Source organism: Photobacterium sp. 2_MG-2023 (assembly GCF_030547675.1).
Taxonomy (GTDB): Bacteria; Pseudomonadota; Gammaproteobacteria; order Enterobacterales; family Vibrionaceae; genus Photobacterium; species Photobacterium arenosum.
Window position 1 is genome coordinate 1 of the sequence record NZ_JAUOQQ010000021.1, and the last position, 16493, is coordinate 16493.

The 16493-nt window shown below is 53.9% G+C and carries 13 protein-coding genes; 2 read left to right on the forward strand and 11 right to left on the reverse strand.

Annotated features, from left to right (window positions below):
• Positions 1–603, forward strand: a 603-nt coding sequence (locus tag Q4491_RS15770; protein ID WP_303458716.1) for an IS110 family transposase, incomplete at its 5' end; no start/stop codon positions are given.
• Positions 604–1362: 759 nt separating this feature from the next.
• On the opposite strand, the gene Q4491_RS15775 is transcribed toward Q4491_RS15770, so the two are convergent.
• From Q4491_RS15775 to Q4491_RS15825, 11 genes are all read right to left on the reverse strand, one after another.
• Positions 1363–2997 carry a methyl-accepting chemotaxis protein gene (locus Q4491_RS15775; protein ID WP_303458718.1) on the reverse strand — a complete coding sequence of 545 codons (1635 nt, stop codon included), beginning with the start codon at positions 2995–2997 and terminating at the stop codon, positions 1363–1365.
• A gap of 23 nt (positions 2998–3020) precedes the next feature.
• Positions 3021–3281 (reverse strand): hypothetical protein, encoded by a 261-nt coding sequence (locus Q4491_RS15780; protein ID WP_303458720.1) that lies wholly within the window; start codon positions 3279–3281, stop codon positions 3021–3023.
• Positions 3282–3703: 422 nt separating this feature from the next.
• On the reverse strand, positions 3704–4036 hold the full coding sequence (nirD, locus tag Q4491_RS15785; RefSeq protein ID WP_237795641.1) for a nitrite reductase small subunit NirD: 333 nt from the start codon (positions 4034–4036) through the stop codon (positions 3704–3706).
• Positions 4033–6561: a nitrite reductase large subunit NirB gene (nirB, locus tag Q4491_RS15790; RefSeq protein WP_303458920.1), complete on the reverse strand. Its 2529-nt coding sequence runs from the start codon at positions 6559–6561 to the stop codon at positions 4033–4035. Before nirB ends, nirD begins: the two co-directional genes overlap by 4 nt.
• A gap of 47 nt (positions 6562–6608) precedes the next feature.
• A complete protein-coding gene (locus Q4491_RS15795) occupies positions 6609–7433 on the reverse strand; it encodes an ABC transporter ATP-binding protein (RefSeq protein ID WP_303458723.1) in 825 nt (274 codons plus the stop codon).
• A gap of 25 nt (positions 7434–7458) precedes the next feature.
• A complete protein-coding gene (locus Q4491_RS15800) occupies positions 7459–8430 on the reverse strand; it encodes an ABC transporter permease (protein ID WP_218386061.1) in 972 nt (323 codons plus the stop codon).
• 12 nt (positions 8431–8442) lie between these two features.
• Positions 8443–9807, reverse strand: a complete 1365-nt coding sequence (locus Q4491_RS15805; RefSeq protein ID WP_303458728.1) for a CmpA/NrtA family ABC transporter substrate-binding protein — start codon at positions 9805–9807, stop codon at positions 8443–8445.
• A gap of 274 nt (positions 9808–10081) precedes the next feature.
• Positions 10082–10696, reverse strand: a complete 615-nt coding sequence (locus tag Q4491_RS15810) for an ANTAR domain-containing response regulator (protein ID WP_303458730.1) — start codon at positions 10694–10696, stop codon at positions 10082–10084.
• 78 nt (positions 10697–10774) lie between these two features.
• On the reverse strand, positions 10775–11626 hold the full coding sequence (gene cobA / locus Q4491_RS15815) for a uroporphyrinogen-III C-methyltransferase (protein WP_303458732.1): 852 nt from the start codon (positions 11624–11626) through the stop codon (positions 10775–10777).
• A complete protein-coding gene (locus Q4491_RS15820; protein ID WP_303458735.1) occupies positions 11623–14295 on the reverse strand; it encodes a nitrate reductase in 2673 nt (890 codons plus the stop codon). Before Q4491_RS15820 ends, cobA begins: the two co-directional genes overlap by 4 nt.
• A gap of 273 nt (positions 14296–14568) precedes the next feature.
• Positions 14569–15489 (reverse strand): DMT family transporter, encoded by a 921-nt coding sequence (locus tag Q4491_RS15825; protein WP_303458737.1) that lies wholly within the window; start codon positions 15487–15489, stop codon positions 14569–14571.
• Between the two features lie 91 nt (positions 15490–15580).
• Between Q4491_RS15825 and Q4491_RS15830 the strand changes: the two genes are divergently transcribed.
• Positions 15581–16480: a LysR substrate-binding domain-containing protein gene (locus Q4491_RS15830; protein WP_192017701.1), complete on the forward strand. Its 900-nt coding sequence runs from the start codon at positions 15581–15583 to the stop codon at positions 16478–16480.
• The last annotated feature ends 13 nt before the right edge of the window (positions 16481–16493 follow it).

The following is a 16493-nucleotide window of genomic DNA, read 5'->3' on the forward strand; positions in this document are numbered from 1 at the left end:
ATTCTCGTTGAATTTGGACTCAGTCTTCCCAAAGGCCATTCAACAATGAAAAAGTTATTTCAATGGATTGCAGAGCAAAACCAATCACTGCCCCAAGCTTTAGTTTTGGAATTAAAAGAACTTCACGAGCATTACCTGTACCTCACTGAGCATGTTCAGAAGCAAGAACAAAAATTAATCAAAATGACCTCTGATAATGAAATCGGTGAATTGCTCATGTCGATCCCCGGTGTTGCTCATATCACAGCGAGCTCATGCTTAGCTGAGATTGCCTCTCCGGGAAATTTCAAGTGTGGCCGTGATATGGCAGCATGGATAGGACTGGTTCCCAGACAGTACTCAACTGGCGGGAAAACCACATTATTAGGGATAAGCAAGCGAGGGAATAAAAGGCTCAGAACGTTATTTATTCATTGCGCCCGCGCTGTCTTATCTAAGCCAGAAACAACGGGGAAATGCTTCGGACCCTGGCTCACTAATCTAAGGGCAAGCAAACCTTTTAATGTTGTTGTTGTCGCACTGGCTAACAAGTTAGTGCGGATCGCCTGGGCTGTGATGAACTCACACCGAGCGTTCAATGCCAACAAACTTGCTTGCCAATAAACTCATTAACCCATTTTGCAATGACAATGATGACGATAACGGTCAATCGGCCAGATATGTAACCTGATAGGCCAAATAGCACTGAGATGCTTGCACTCTTTTAAGGATTATCTGGCGCAGATATCATCGTGGAGCTGGAATGCGAGAGAGCTTCCAAGAGAGACTCCGAATACATTAGCGCAAACCACTCCCGTTAAAATTGTAGTTGCAAAAACGGGGCGGACCATACATTTGGGCCAGCAAAGAGTGTCTGGCGCGCATCCGGAAATGGTGAGATTGCCACTAAACGTAAGCGCGACATACCCGCAAAATCCTCAGAATTACCCCAAACCACGCTACCGCCAAAGCGCTCTATCAAGACCCCCTAAACATCCCGTTTCCAAGACTAGAACACGGTTTCAGGGTTGCTGTATTGAATCAACCACAGTGTGATTTCAGGCAACAAATCAGTACAACGGCTTTGTTGTGCAATATCTTCACCGCAGACGAACGACCTGAAAGTACGCTCGTCTGGGTTAACTCAACCTGAAAGGTTTGCCCGCTTTGCCGGGCAACAAAAAAATGCCCGGACAAGCACTGCACTGCCCCTCTAACCAACAATGGGGCAAAAGCCTGTCACACATTTCCTCCCCAATACATTACTTACTTCAACCTTTCAGGTTGTCGCCTGGCACGGCGTTCAAAGAAGACGAAAATTTCTAGTTTAATATCATAATGTTATGCCATCATTCCCGCGAATGCGGAATCCAAAGCTGGCCTCTAAGCCAGCTTAAACCGGTTGATCATCGTCATGAGATCAGCAGAGACATGGATTAACTCATCGCTTGCCTGTGCCATTTGGTTTGACTCCGTCGCCACCGACAAGGACATGTCTTTGAGGCTGACTACATTGCTGTTGATATCGTTCAGGGTCAGTGTCTGCTGCTCGGTCGCCGTGGCGACATGCTGATTCATCGCCTGAATTGTCTGCACTTCAGCGTTAATATTGTTGAGTGCCTCTCCGGCTTCTGCTGATATTTTCGAGGCATTGGTGGCTTTTTCTGTGCCTGTTGCCATCACTTTCACCGCATTTTCTGCGCCGTGCTGAAGTTGCTCGACGATTTTCTGGATCTCCAGCGTCGATTCCTGAGTGCGCTGCGATAGCGTCCGGACTTCATCGGCAACCACGGCAAAACCGCGTCCGGCTTCCCCGGCACGGGCGGCTTCAATCGCGGCATTTAATGCCAGCAGGTTGGTTTGCTCGGCAATCCCCCGAATGACTTCCAGTACGGTATCCACATTGCGGCTGTTGGTGGCCAGTTGCTCTACCACCTTGCTGGCCTGATCAATATTATCCGCCAGCAGATTGGCTTCTTCGACATTTCTGTCAACAATGGTTTTTCCATTCAAGGTGCCTTTGGCTGCCGACAAGCTGGCATCGTTGGCTTCAACCGTGCGGCGGCTGACTTCTTCTACCGTCGCCAGCATTTCGTTCATGGCGGTTGCCAGTTGTTCAACATCGTTTTGCTGCTGGTTTAAATTGCCATCGACGGTATGAATTGATGACGAAACCTGATTGGCGGCCGTCGCAACCTGAGTGCCCGCCGTACTGATCTGCACCATGATCTGCTGAACCGATGCGACAAACTGATTGAAATACCGTGACAGATCCACCAATTCCCTCGCGCCCTCTTCTCTGAGGCGCTGGGTTAAATCGCCTTCACCACGGGACAGGGCTTTCATCGCACCCACGGTCTGTTTCAGTGGCTTGGTAATTGAACGGATCATCAGCGCAATCAGAACAGACAGCACGACCAGCATGATACCGACATTCGTCAGGGAGATAATTTCAGCTTTCTGTACATCCGTCTGCAGCGCCTGCATATTCATACCACTGCCAACCAGCCATTGCCACGGGCCGAATTCCAGCACATAACTGGTTTTAGCCTCAGACGCATTGGTACTCTGGCCACTGTGCCAAGCATAATCGACAAAACCCCCGCCGTTTCTGGCTTCGACATATAACTGACGCACAAACTGAAAGCCTTCCGCATCTTCCAGACCCATTGTATTGGTGCCAATCAGGGACTTCACGCCCGCCAGTTGAATCCCGTTTCGGTCGTTCACAAAGATATAATTGCCCTGATCAAACCGCATGGCTGCAATGGCCGCAATGGCGTCAGACTTCGCCTGAGGTTCACTCAGAACACCGGACTGACTGAGCCCGTGGTAGTACTCAATCACGCTGATAGCACTCTCGACCAGATTCACCACTCCCCGTTCATAATTGTCTCGCATATACTCACGCGATTTACTGGCACTCACAAAGGTATTCACCACGAGTCCTAGGGCAAACAGAGCCAGCAGCATCCATATCCGTGCAGCAATACTTAATCCAGAAAACCAGCTTTTCATTCTGTCCTCTCCTTTGCCCGTGCTCACTGACTATCATGCGGTGCAGCCAATCCCTGACCTTCCAGGCAGAGAGGATCTTGCCGATGCAGTTCACGTATTGTGTCCTGATTCAGTGTCAAGTCCTCACCGCTATGCGCAACAAAGTGGTTCACAGCATCTTCAAGTGTGGCCAGTAAAATGTGCGACTGAGCTTGCTGTTGCTCAATCGTTTCTTTTTCTGCTTCTGCGTTATTAGTGGCTTGTTGAATGTGCTTATCGCTGGCCTTCTGAAATACCTTATTCATACGGTTTCCTTATGGTAATGAGGTTCAAAGCAATAAATATCGACACTGTGCAGCATACAGCCCGAATGCCTCCGCAATGATCAATAGTCATTTCCCATCGGCGTAATAATAAACACATTTCCAAAATGTATTTTGATAGTCTTCCTGTATGAATAGACGAGCATATGAGTAATGAAAAAAACGCTGTTGTGAAACTTGATAACGCTCAAAATTCACACAAAAGGTACAGATTCAATGACAATAAAATTGGTAATTCCCAGAATGATGTTTTTTACCAGCGTCAATTTTTCGACAATGTAAGCCATTGAATGAAAAAGCCAGCCATGAGGATCCCTCTGGCTGGCTCGTACCGCGTCACGCAATGATGCGCGGCTTTTTTATTCTCTGAGTGTGGTGCAATTTATCGTTTTAACCGGGCGCGTTTATGAAGTTGTGTCTACCCACACCTCCCCTTTCTCTACTTTCACTGGCCAGACAGGCACACTGACGTCGGGCTGTTCCAGGCACTGGCCGGTTTGCAGGCTAAAATGCTGTTTATACAGGGGTGAGGCCACACACACTTCCCCTTTGATGTCTCCCACTATGCCTCTGGCAATCACAAACGCCTTACCGATGGGGTCCCAGTTATCCAGCGCAAAGACCGCTGGCTCTTGGGTTGGCAGGTAAAAAAGGGCCAGTTGCCGCCCTCCCACTATTGCGCCCATACCTGAATTGGTAATCAGGGCATCCAGATCGCAGACTTTATCCCAGCTCATGCGCCCTCCTGTTCTGTGTGCTTAATTAACTCTGCTTTAGGATCGACCATCCGTACCGGAATACGCTGGCCGCGTTCACGCCGGTAATCCGGTGTTGCAGCGGCGTCACCTTCATTAACAAAGCGGCGGAAGCGGGCCAGTTTTTCCGGCGTTGACAAGGTGGTTTTCCATTCGCATTGGTAGGTATCCACCACATGATTCATTTGCGCTTCAAGCTCGGCGTTGAGGCCCAGGCTGTCTTCCACCACTACACTGCGCAGGTAGTCCAGACCGCCTTCCAGATTTTGCAGCCACACGGAGGTGCGCTGCAGCTTATCGGCCGTGCGGACATAAAACATCAGCACCCTGTCTATCATGGTGACCAGCTCATCGGTAGACAGATCAGACACCAGCAGATCCGCATGGCGCGGACGCATCCCGCCGTTACCGCAGACATACAGGTTCCAGCCATTTTCTGTCGCAATCACACCGATATCTTTACTCTGTGCTTCGGCACATTCCCGGGTACAACCGGACACGGCAAACTTGAGTTTGTGCGGTGAGCGAAGGCCCTTGTAACGGTTCTCCAGCATAATGGCCAGGCCCATTGAATCATCCACACCGTAGCGGCACCAGGTGGAACCGACACAGGATTTGACGGTTCTCAATGACTTGCCGTAGGCATGACCGGTTTCAAATCCGGCGTCAATCAGCGCCTGCCAGATATCAGGCAACTGCTCAAGCTGAGCGCCAAACAGATCGACACGCTGTCCGCCGGTGATCTTGGTGTACAGGTCATATTTTTTCGCCACTTCCCCTAACACAATCAGTTTTTCCGGGGTGATCTCGCCGGCCGGTATCCGGGGCACGACAGAATAACTGCCGTCTTTTTGCATGTTAGCCAGGAAGGCATCATTGGTGTCCTGTAGCGGCTGATGCCTGGCATCCAGAACATGTTCATTCCACAGGGAGGCAAAAATCGAGGCGGCGGCGGGTTTGCAGACATCACAGCCCATTCCCTGACCATGGCGGGCGATCAGCTCGTCAAAACTGCGGATTTGCTCGACTCGGGCCAGATGAAACAGCTCCTGACGGGTATAAGCGAAGTGTTCGCAGATATGGTTATTAACTTCCATGCCCAGGGCTGCCAGCTCTTCATCGAGTATGGCTTTCACCATAGTGCTGCAGCCGCCGCAGCCTGTGCCGGCCTTGGTGCAGCTTTTTAATTCAGACAGCTCGTGCGTCCCGGCCTGAACCGCGTCGGCGATGTCACCGCGTGTCACATTGTGACAGGAACAAATAATGGCACCGGCGTCTTTGCTGCCCTGCAAAGAGGAGCAATCAAACAGCAGCTCGGCCGGATGAGCAGGCAGCGGCATGCCATTGAGGTAGCATTGCAGCAAGGCATCATAGTCCTGATTATCACCAATCAGGATCGCCCCCAGCAGTTTGTCGCCGGCATCATTCACCACCAGCTTCTTGTAGACACCAGCGCGCATGTCCTGCAGCACCATCTCCTGGCAACCTTCGCCCTGACCCAGCGAGTTGCCTATGGCAGACACATCAACGCCCATCAGCTTCAGCTTGGTACTCATATCCGCCCCGCTGAACTGGCTGTCACCGCCAAGAATCTGGTCTGCCGTAATACGTGCCATGCTGTAACCCGGCGCCACCAGCCCAAAGATTCGCTGCTGCCACAGGGCGCATTCTCCGATGGCGTAAATATCCGGATCGCTGGTCTGGCAGGCATCGTTGATCACAATGCCGCCGCGCTCGCCGATCTCCAGACCACACTGGCGCGCCAGCGTATCCTGCGGCCGGATACCGGCAGAGAAGACGATCACATCCACCTCCAGCGGCTCATGGTCACTGAAGTTCATTCTGTGAAAAGCGGTTTCACCATCGGTGATCGCCGTAGTGGCACGCTGAGTGTGGACCTGCACACCCAACTCGGACACTTTGCTTTTCAGCAGCGCACTGCCTGCATCATCAATCTGCACCGGCATCAGCCGGGGCGCAAATTCCACCACATGGGTTTCCAGACCCAATAAACGCAATGCGTTTGCCGCTTCCAGTCCGAGCAGGCCACCGCCCACCACGGCACCGGTTTTAGCACCGGCACAGGCGGTTTTGATGGACGACAAATCATCCAGGGTACGGTAGACAAAGCAGTTGTCCCGGTCGCTGCCCTGCACAGGCGGCACAAAGGGGAATGAACCGGTTGCCAGCACCAGCTTGTCATAGGCCAGCTGGGTATCGCTGGCGAGTGTCACTCTTTGCTTGTCGCGATCGATAGCCACAACCTGCTCACCGAGCAGCAACTCAATGCCATTGTCCTGATACCACTGCTCACTGCTGAGCAGCAGATCCTGATGTTCGCTGCCGGAAAACAACGATGACAGATGCACCCTGTCGTAAGCGACAAAGCGCTCTTCACCCAACACAATAATCTGATAACGCTGATGAGCGTTCTTCGCCACCAGTTGTTCAATAAGGTGATGGCCGACCATGCCGTTGCCCACCACCAGTAATTTTTCTCTTTGCATCAACATAATACTCTCCTGCACATTCGCGATGTCACTGCTGCGCCCGATCAGGCCACTTTCTTGTTGCTTTTCTTGTCCGGGATCGGCGCCACTTTGCGTTGTTTCTCATAGAGGAAACGCAGCACGCTTTGTCTCAGCCGCTGGTAAACCGGATCATCGGCCAGCGCGACCCTGTCCCTTGGTCGCGGTAAATCGATATCCAGCACCTCACCGATCGTCGCCGCCGGGCCGTTGCTCATCATCACGATGCGGTCTGACAGCAGCACCGCTTCATCAACGTCATGGGTGATCATAATGACGGTGTTATTCAGCTCGGCCTGAATTGCCATCAAAGCATCCTGCAGATGCGCCCGCGTCAGCGCATCCAGCGCGCCGAAGGGCTCGTCCATCAGCAGCACTTTAGGCTGCATGGCCAACGCCCTGGCAATGCCGACCCGTTGTTTCATCCCACCGGAAATTTCATCCGGCCGCTTGTCGTGGGCGTGATCCATCTGCACCAGTTGCAGGTAATGCATCACTTCATCACGGATCGCGGCCGACGCTTTGCCTTTGCAGGCCTGCTTCACCGCCAGTTCGACGTTCTGGTACACCGTCAGCCAGGGCAGCAAAGCATGGTTCTGAAACACCACAGCCCGCTCAGGGCCCGGACCGTCAATTTCACGGCCTTCCAGGATCACCCCGCCGTCCGTTGCATCGAGCAAGCCCGCAACCAGATTGAGCACAGTGGATTTACCACACCCTGAGTGACCAATCAGAGAAATGAACTCTCCTTTATTGATGGTGAAGTTGACGTCTTTCAGCGCCACAAACTCGCCGTTTGGCGTCGGAAATCGCATTCCCAGATAACTGAGCAATAAATATTCGCGTGACATGGTTCTCTCCTTGTCTTCAGCTGACTCAGCGCAGGCTCAGCTGTTTATTCCATGAAAAATGTCGTTGCAGGCTGAGCATGCCGCGATCGAGCAGCAAACCAATAAAACCTATGGTCACAACGGCCACCATGATTCTGCCCAGTGATGCTGAGCTGCCGTTTTGAAACTCATCCCAGACGAACTTGCCCAGCCCCGGGTTTTGCGCCAGCATTTCAGCGGCGATCAGCACCATCCATGCCACACCGAGTGACAAGCGCAGACCGGTGAAAATCATGGGCACAGCAGACGGCAGCACTATGGTTCGGACATGCTGCCAGCGCGACAGCTTGAGCACCCGGCTGACGTTGAGCAGATCGTTATCGACCGCGGTGACACCCACAGCCGTATTGATCAAGGTCGGCCACAGGCTGCACATCGCAACGGTAAACAGCGAATTGAGAAAAGACTTAGATACCAGAGGATCGTCGCTGACATAGAGCGCACTCACCACCATAGTGACGATGGGCAGCCAGGCCAGCGGCGACACCGGTTTTAACAGCTGAATCACAGGGTTAAAGGCCGCGTACAGACTCTTGTTCAGCCCCAGCACGATCCCGGCAGGAATGGCTAAAGCAGAAGCCAGCAGGAAACCGGCGGCCACTGTCAGCAAACTGGTGCCAATCTGATCAAAGAAAGTCGGTTTACCTGTGTACTCACGGGTTTTCACCTCTGCCTGCGGATTTTGCGCCAGCGTGGCGGCATTGCGCTTTTCCTGACGCTCGTAGAAGGCGGCTTCGCGGCTGCGTTCACGCTGATGTTCGTCCACCAGACCGCTAAATTGCTGCCAGGTCTGCGCGGGACCGGGTAAGGTCCCCAGCGAGGTATTGACCTGACTGGCCGCCAGATGCCAGATCACCAGAAAGACAAGCAGTCCCAGTGCTGGAAAAGCCAGTCCGCGACTGAAATGAATCACCTTGGCCGGTTTAGGGATAGCCGGTAATGTGAGAATCGATGCCATGAACGGTACTCCTTACAGTGTGTCGTCGCCTTTCAGACCAATCGCGAACTTGTTGAGGTAGGCATTGGGCTGTTGGCCATCAAAAGTGATCTGATCGATAAAACCTTGCTGCGGAGGACGGAAACCGTCTTCCTGGTCAAAGTCAGGAAAATCGGCCGCAGTCAGCTTGCCTTCTTCGATTAAGGCTTCAGCGGCCTGACGGTAGATCTCCGGGCGGTAGACTTGTCTGGCGATCGACATATACCAGTCATCGGATTTCGCTTCAGGGATCTGCCCCCAGCGACGCATCTGGGTCAGAGTCCAGACGGCATCGCTGTAATACGGATAGGTGGCGTGGTAGCGGAAGAACACATTGAAATCCGGCGCCGGGCGGATATCGCCTTTTTCATATTCGAAGGTGCCCGTCATACTGTTGGCAATCACCTTGGCATCTGCCCCCACATACTGGCTGCGGGCGAGTAAGGCCACCGCTTCTTGCCGGTTGGCATTGTTTTTTTCGTCAAGCCAGTGAGCGGCCCGGATCAGGGCTTTCACCACACGAATATGGGTATTGGGATAGGCATCTGCCCAGGCTTTGCTGACCCCGAACACTTTCTCCGGGTTGTTACGCCAGATGTCGTAATCGGTAATCACCGGCACGCCTATACCTTTGGATACGGCCTGCTGATTCCAGGGTTCGCCGACGCTGTACCCCTGAATGGTCGCGGCCTCCAGCGTCGCGGGCATTTGCGGCGGTGGAGTAACGCTCAGCAGCACATCCGCCTGACGCTGGCCGCTGTTATCGCCGTGGGCCGGATCGTAATACCCCGGATGTATTCCCCCGGCAGCTAACCAGTAACGCAGCTCATAGTTGTGTGTGGAGACAGGAAACACCATGCCCATGTTGAACGACTTACCTTGCGCCTGATACGAGGCAATCACAGGTTTAAGCACGCTGGCACTGATTGGGTGCCGGGGAGTGCCGTTGTCTGTTTTCGCCAGGTTCGGCTTGATCGCGTCCCAGACGTTATTGGCAACCGTAATGGCATTACCGTTGAGATCCATGCTGAAAGCCGTGATCACTTCCGCTTTGGTCCCTATACCTACGGTGGCGCCAATCGGCTGTCCGGCCAGCATGTGGGCGCCATCCAGCTCGCCGTCAATCACTCTGTCCAGCAGCACTTTCCAGTTGGCCTGAGCTTCCAGTGACACGTACAGGCCTTCGTCTTCGAAGAAGAAGTTTTCATACGCCACGGCCAACGGGGCCATATCGGTCAGCTTGATAAAGCCGAACTTCAATTCATCTTTTTCCGGCGGACCTACCTGGGCCTGTGCCGACAGCGATATCAGACTGGCACTTGCGATGCCGGCTATCATCCATCGATTGATCGATTCCATATCCAAACCTCTTCCATAGATAAAAAACAAAGCGTTACAAACAAAAAACGCCGCTCTCCCCGAAAGGAGCAGCGACGTTGCTGTATTGATCAATTTTTTCAGTGGCGCGTGACGTTAGCGCGGGTTTATACCGGCTAGACCACCTTACCTTTAATTCACCAGTCTCTGCTCTGTAGATCCCCGCCTACGCGGGGATGACAGGCTAATGCCACCGGCATTCTCTCGCTCTCTCGTCATTCCCGCGCAGGCGGGAATCCATTAGCGTATTACCGGGTCATAAACGGTTCAGGCTCAGCAGCAGGTTTTTCGCAATCTGGCCTAAACTCTGGCTGTTGTGCATGGCGGCCTCACGAAGCAGGCGATAGGCTTCTGCCTCATCCAGTCCCTGATGCTTCATCAGCAGTCCTTTGGCCTGCTCCACCAGCCGCCTGTCCTCAAGGCGGCGATTCAGCGTCGCCAGCGCATTTTCCATCTGACTCTGGCTGTCCCTGACCTGGCATGCCCTTTCTACCCATACACTCAGCGCCGTTGCTGAGTCAGCCGGTAAAAGCACATAGCCATTAGGTGCAGGGAGCCGGTCGATATCCTGATGCTCAAGCTGCCGGAGCAGTACCACCAGCGGCCACCGTTGGCTGTCTGCATGGTCTACCAGCATCCTCAGCTCGGCATCAGCTCTGGCCCAGTTGATCACCAGTGCACTGCCCTGCGTCTCTGCCGTCAGTGCCGCAAACTGGCTGAAGCGACAACCGATAACATTGTCATATCTGGCCGCCAGTTCGCCGGTCAGCTTTGCCTGTTCCCGGGTACAGTCGCTGCAAACCAGTATCTGACTGATGTCTTTATGGCTGGCGGCAACTTGCTTTCGATCTGACTTTTCTGGCTTGGCCATTGGCCTGTCTTCCTTGTACACAATGGTTCAACACGCATTCATACATAAAGAAGCAAGCAATCAGCCACTTAGTCAAAATCAGCCGTAAAATACCTCTTTAGGGTTAGTCTCAGTGGCATCATTGCAGTTAAGTGCTTGATTCAGGGTTGCACGCAGTTCAACAACATCGCCGATAATGAGTAATGCCGGTGACTGTCCTTTTAACTCCTGCCCCAGTTTGGTGAGCTTGCCCAATGACGACACATGGACTTTCTCCTCCGGCGTGCAGCCTTTAATGACCACAGCCAGCGGGGTGTCCTTGCTGAGGCCACCCAGTGTCAGGCCGCTTTGGATCTCTCTGGCCTGCTCAAGCCCCATATAAAAGACTATGGTTTGCCCCGCGCCGATTAACTGCGCCCAGGCAGGTAACGCGCCGGACACCACATGACCGGTGACCAGAGTGACTGATCGGGACATTTCTCTGTGCGTCAGCGGGATAGAGGTGGATGCCGCGCAGCCAATGGCAGCGGTAATGCCGGGCACGAAATCAAACGGGATTGCCTCTGCCGCCAGCGCCAGCCCTTCTTCCCCGCCTCGGCCGAAGATCAGCGGGTCGCCGCCTTTCAGGCGCACCACATAGCGGCCTTGTCTGGCCTGCTCTATCAGTACCTGATTAATGGCTTCCTGCTTCATGCTGGGCTGGCCGCAACGCTTACCCACATAGATACGCTCAGCATCCGGGTTCGCCATCGCCAGAATGGCATCACTGACCAGGCGGTCATACACCAGCACTTCTGCCTGCTGGATGGCCTTGAGGGCTTTTAAGGTCAGCAGTTCAGGATCGCCCGGCCCCGCTCCCACCAGACTGACGGAAGGGCGACGCGGCACTGACTGGAGCCGGGTTACCGTCGCTGCGCTGTGTGTCGATATCATTGGTTTTACTGTACTCATACCTGTTCTCCTTCCGTCACTGCTTCTTCCGTGTTCACTTGCGTCTGTCTGAGCAGCGCCTTTACTTCGCCAAGGCAAGACCCGCAGTTAGAGCCGCATTTCAGTTGCGCCTGCAATCCCGCCAGGCTGGTCAGTCCATTGCGCTCAATGGCTTGTACAATCTGTCTGTCCGTTACCCTGAAGCAGCTGCACACCAGTTTTGAGGGTGCCTGTCCCTGCATCGCCAGTGCCAGAAAAGCACTGACCGAAAACGCCTTATCAAACAAGCCGGTATAGGGCTGGGGATCAGACCGGAGTGGCTCCTCGCTCACTAGGCACATGGCGGTTAACCGGCTGTCGGCTGTCATCAGAGCCGTCCAGTCGCCGTTACCTGTACCGTCCATCACCAATGCCTGCGGCGTGATGCCATACAGATGGGATTTAGACAGCGGCGTGCGGCAGGCAAAGCGCCAGATATTGATCGTTTCTCCGGTCTGGAAACTGAGGAAATCTGTCTCAAACGGCGGTGGCAGCGCGCCCATCCAGATCCCGTAACTGGCTGCCCGGGCCGGTGACAGCGTCACAGCCGCCGATTTAAAGGCAGGCTGGCCCGACACGGGATCAACCTCAGGCGCAACCATCTGATTGACCCGGCTGGCAAAACCAAATGCCCCTGCCCAGTGCATCGACATGTAGAGCTGGTTTGACGACAGGCCATCATCGACCGCCAGCTTGGCCAGCATGCTGTTGCCGTCATAACCCAGTGACACCAGCTGTCCTTCGCTGAGCTGATATTTACTGGCCGAGAGCGGATGAATATACACAGTCGGCTCCGTTTCGCTTTCGGCCAGCCTGGCTATATGCCCGGTGCGCGTCATGGTGTGCCATTGGTCGCGCTGGCGTCCGGTATTGAGCCACCAGACGCCGGGCTGGACCTCTTTTTCGCTATGATGAGCAGTGATCAGATTGGCGCGGCCGCTGGCAGTCGGAAAGACCCCGTCACTGAACAGGTGTGACTCTCTGCCCAGCGGCCAGCGCTGCGGCTGCCAGTTGGCATATTCGGCATCTGTCATTGACGCTAACTTTGAAATATCAAACAGATAAGGTGAATTTTGGTTAATGCGGCTCAAGGCCGCGTATTCGCGATACACATCCGCCACAGTGGCGAAATCAAACCCGCTGAAGCCCATTTCTTTAGCCACTTCACAGATAACCCACCAGTCGGCTTTGGCCTCGCCGGGAGGAGGCAAAAACGCCCGCTGACGGGAGATCATTCTTTCAGAGTTTGTCACCATGCCGTCTTTCTCGCCCCAGCCGGCCGCCGGCAGCAGCACATCGGCAAATGCCGCCGTGTCCGCTTCCGGTGAAATATCAGACACCACCACGCACTCACATCGCGCCAAGGCTTCCGCCACTTTGCAGCTGTCAGGCAAAGACACCACAGGATTGGTCGCAATAACCCAGACAAACTTGATCTTGCCCTGATGGATAGCTTCAAACAGCTCAACCGCTTTGAGCCCGGGTTGAGTGGCCATATTCGGCGCCTGCCAAAAATCGCCGACTGCTGAGACAGATTGCGGATCAAAGCCTCTGTGAACCGCCAGCTGATTTGCCAGCCCGCCGACTTCACGGCCGCCCATGGCGTTGGGTTGCCCGGTCAGCGAGAATGGTCCGGCCCCCGGTTTACCGATTCGCCCGGTGGCCAGATGGCAGTTAATAATCGCGTTGGCTTTGTCGGTGCCGTTGGCCGACTGGTTAATACCCTGACAAAACAGGGTCAGGGTATGCGGGGAATCTTTGAACATCGCGTAAAAATCGTTGAGCTGCTCCCGGCTCAGTCCCAGCGTCTCAGCGCAGCGAGCCAGACTGTAAAGGTCACGGCTGATTTCAGCTTTCAGCGACGCAAAGCCCTCACAATGCCTTGCGATGAAATCGTCATCCAGCGCATGATGATCAGACAAATAACGCAACAGGCCGTTAAACAACAGCACATCGCCGTCGTTCGCAATCGGCAGATGGAGATCGGCCTGCTCTGCCGTTGTCGTGCGTCTGGGGTCGATCACGACCAGACGCAGATCCGGGTTTGCTTCACGGGCCTGCTGAATTCGGCGAAACAGTACCGGGTGCGTCCAGGCGGTATTGGCACCGACGATGACGATGAGCTCCGCTTTTGCGATATCGTCATAATGAACCGGTACCAGATCTTCACCGAACGCCCGGTTATGCGCCGCCACCGCCGAGGACATACAGAGCCGTGAATTGGTGTCGATATTGGCTGTACCAATAAAGCCTTTCATCAGCTTGTTGGCGACATAGTAATCTTCTGTCAGCAACTGACCGGAGACATACATAGCCACACTGTCCGGGCCGTAATTGGCAACCGTCTCCTTCAGCTTCTGTGCGATAGCGCCAGTGGCAGCAGACCAGCTGACTTCCTTGTCCCCCAGGCGCGGATACAGCAGGCGATTGGGTATGTTCAGGCTTTCTTTCAGCGCAGATCCTTTGACGCAGAGCGCCCCATGATTGGCAGGGTGAGAGACATCACCAACTATTTCAGGCTGCTTGGTCAGGCTGCCGGGCTGAAACTTGCCTTTCACCGCCACACCACAGCCTACACCACAATAGGGACAGGCAGATTTCACTGCTTCACCTTGCTTACATCCTGCAACCTGACCGGCTGTGTTGCTCATATTCTTCTCCTTCGCGTCCCGCTTAGCGCCGGTTTCAGGCATAAAAAAAGCCACGCCCCCGGGAGAGGACGTGGCTGCAATGCCTAAAACCAAAGTATCAAGTGTTGAATGTCGTGTACCTTAGTTGTGTTGCATCTTGTGTGCCAGTTTTCATCAAACAGCCAAAGTTGTTTTATTTCAGATGATTACCGCTGATAACACCACCACAACATGATGTCGCACAGGTTAAGACAGCCAATCTTAGTGCACAACTGCACTGAGTTGGGGAGCCCCTTAGCCAAGCCGCGCCTGCCGCTGCCTGAACCACACCGGGCCGAACGTGTTGAACAGGGTCGCCAGTACAATCAGGCTGACACCCACCACTTTGTTCCACACCAAAGTCTGCTCAAAGAAGCTGATCTGCCAGATGAAAGCAAACAGCAGGTTGGTCAGAATAAGGGGCGCCAGGCTGGAGCCGGATTCCACCAGGCGATAGGCTTTGACCCGAAAGACCTGGGTATTGACGATGCACACCGCCAGCAACAGCAACGAGGGTAACAGCAGCGATTGCAGATCGGTTAACTGCTGCCAGCTGGCTGCCAGCCTGTCAGTGCTATGAGTAAGGAGTACCAAAGGCAGCAACATCAGACTGGCGAGCGTAAAGCACCAGGCATTTAAGCCAAAGGCCGACATGCTCCCTTTACTCACCCGGTACAGGCTGACCTGGGATCCGGCATTGAACACCCCCGCCGCTACCCCGATGATCAACTCCGGCCGCAGGGCAAAACCGCCGGCATTACCTGCCATTAGCACCACCCCTAAAAAGGTGATCATCAGATTCATGACTGTCATCGGAGGAATCCGGGTGTGAAATAACAGTTTTTCTAACACAGGAATAAACAGCGGACCGGTACTGAACAGCACCACAGTTTCCACCAGACTCAAATGGCTCAGTGAAAAGAGGAAACACAGCTGAGCGGCAGCAACGCAAAAGGCCCGGATCCCCAGTGACTGCCAGAGCTTTTTGCTGTCGGGTACGGCCCACTGAGTCAGCGACATCAGCCACATCAGTAACACGGCTGGTATTGAGAATCGCAGAAAACTGAGCATTTCTATGCTGATCTGGTCACTTAACAGTTTGGACACCAAACCGTTTACCGACAGACTGAAGGTGGAAGCCAGCATGAAAAAAAGAGGGCGCAAATCTGTTGTCATTAAATACTCCTTAGCTGGCGAGGAGTCTAACGAGGTTACAAATGATAAAAAAGCGAATAATATTAACCAAAACTGTTAGAAAAACTTACAGATGAGAAAACTCGTAGCACTGAAATCACTCTATGCTTTTGTAGCAGTAGCAGAAACGGGCAGCATGACTGACGCCGCTGAAGTCCTGCATGTCAGCCATTCGGCTATCAGCCAGGCGATAAAGTCACTGGAAAACCAGCTTGGCCTGCCGTTGTTCCAGCGGGTGGGCCGCCGGGTGGAGCTGAACCGAAATGGCCGCAAATATTACCGCCAGGTGGCTCCGGCACTCGAACAGATAGTGTCAGCCGGTGAAGCCTTGCAGCAGCAGAACCCGCACCGGCTGACACTGAATATGGTGAACTCGCTGGCGCTGCACTGGTGGATTCCCAGAGTGCCCGATTTTCAGGCTCTGGCGCCTCAGATTGATATTCGTATTTCTACCCTGACCCATGTGTTTGATCTCGACAAAGAGGGGGTAGACGTTGCTTTGATCCACGGCCGTTCGGATGACTGGCAAGGCTATCATTGCGAAAAACTCGGTGACGACCAATTGATCCTGGTTTGCGCGCCGTCACTCATCGATACCGGCAGTGCTCTCAGTGCAGACGCCATGCTGTCGGCCCATCACCCCATTTTTGTCACCAACCCAAGGCGCGAAAACGACTGGCAAATCTGGTGTCAGGCCAATCAGCTGCCGGTGCCGGCACAGCGCCACAACCTTTGCTTTACCGCGTCGATCCAGGCGGTGCAGGCAACGCTGAGGGGATTGGGTATTTTGGTCACTCATCGCCTGTTTGTCAGAGATGAAATCAGGCAGGGACTGCTGACAGAAATCGGCCCGTCGGTGCGCAATCCATACCAGTCCTACTATTTTGTCTGCCAGAAAGAGAAGCTTGTTCAGGAAAGCGTATTGACGCTGCGGGCCTGGCTGCATCATGAATTCCGGCTGGCCAGTGCATAAAACACTGGCACTG

Excerpts from the sequence above, each read along its gene's own strand:
- Q4491_RS15780 (WP_303458720.1), bottom strand. The coding sequence starts at position 3,281 with ATGAATAAGGTATTTCAGAAGGCCAGCGATAAGCACATTCAACAAGCC.
- nirB (WP_303458920.1), bottom strand. The coding sequence starts at position 6,561 with ATGCAAAGAGAAAAATTACTGGTGGTGGGCAACGGCATGGTCGGCCAT.
- Q4491_RS15775 (WP_303458718.1), bottom strand. The coding sequence starts at position 2,997 with ATGAAAAGCTGGTTTTCTGGATTAAGTATTGCTGCACGGATATGGATG.
- Q4491_RS15800 (WP_218386061.1), bottom strand. The coding sequence starts at position 8,430 with ATGGCATCGATTCTCACATTACCGGCTATCCCTAAACCGGCCAAGGTG.
- Q4491_RS15810 (WP_303458730.1), bottom strand. The coding sequence starts at position 10,696 with ATGGCCAAGCCAGAAAAGTCAGATCGAAAGCAAGTTGCCGCCAGCCAT.
- nirD (WP_237795641.1), bottom strand. The coding sequence starts at position 4,036 with ATGAGCTGGGATAAAGTCTGCGATCTGGATGCCCTGATTACCAATTCA.
- Q4491_RS15795 (WP_303458723.1), bottom strand. The coding sequence starts at position 7,433 with ATGTCACGCGAATATTTATTGCTCAGTTATCTGGGAATGCGATTTCCG.
- Q4491_RS15805 (WP_303458728.1), bottom strand. The coding sequence starts at position 9,807 with ATGGAATCGATCAATCGATGGATGATAGCCGGCATCGCAAGTGCCAGT.
- Q4491_RS15825 (WP_303458737.1), bottom strand. The coding sequence starts at position 15,489 with ATGACAACAGATTTGCGCCCTCTTTTTTTCATGCTGGCTTCCACCTTC.
- Q4491_RS15820 (WP_303458735.1), bottom strand. The coding sequence starts at position 14,295 with ATGAGCAACACAGCCGGTCAGGTTGCAGGATGTAAGCAAGGTGAAGCA.
- cobA (WP_303458732.1), bottom strand. The coding sequence starts at position 11,626 with ATGAGTACAGTAAAACCAATGATATCGACACACAGCGCAGCGACGGTA.
- Q4491_RS15830 (WP_192017701.1), top strand. The coding sequence starts at position 15,581 with ATGAGAAAACTCGTAGCACTGAAATCACTCTATGCTTTTGTAGCAGTA.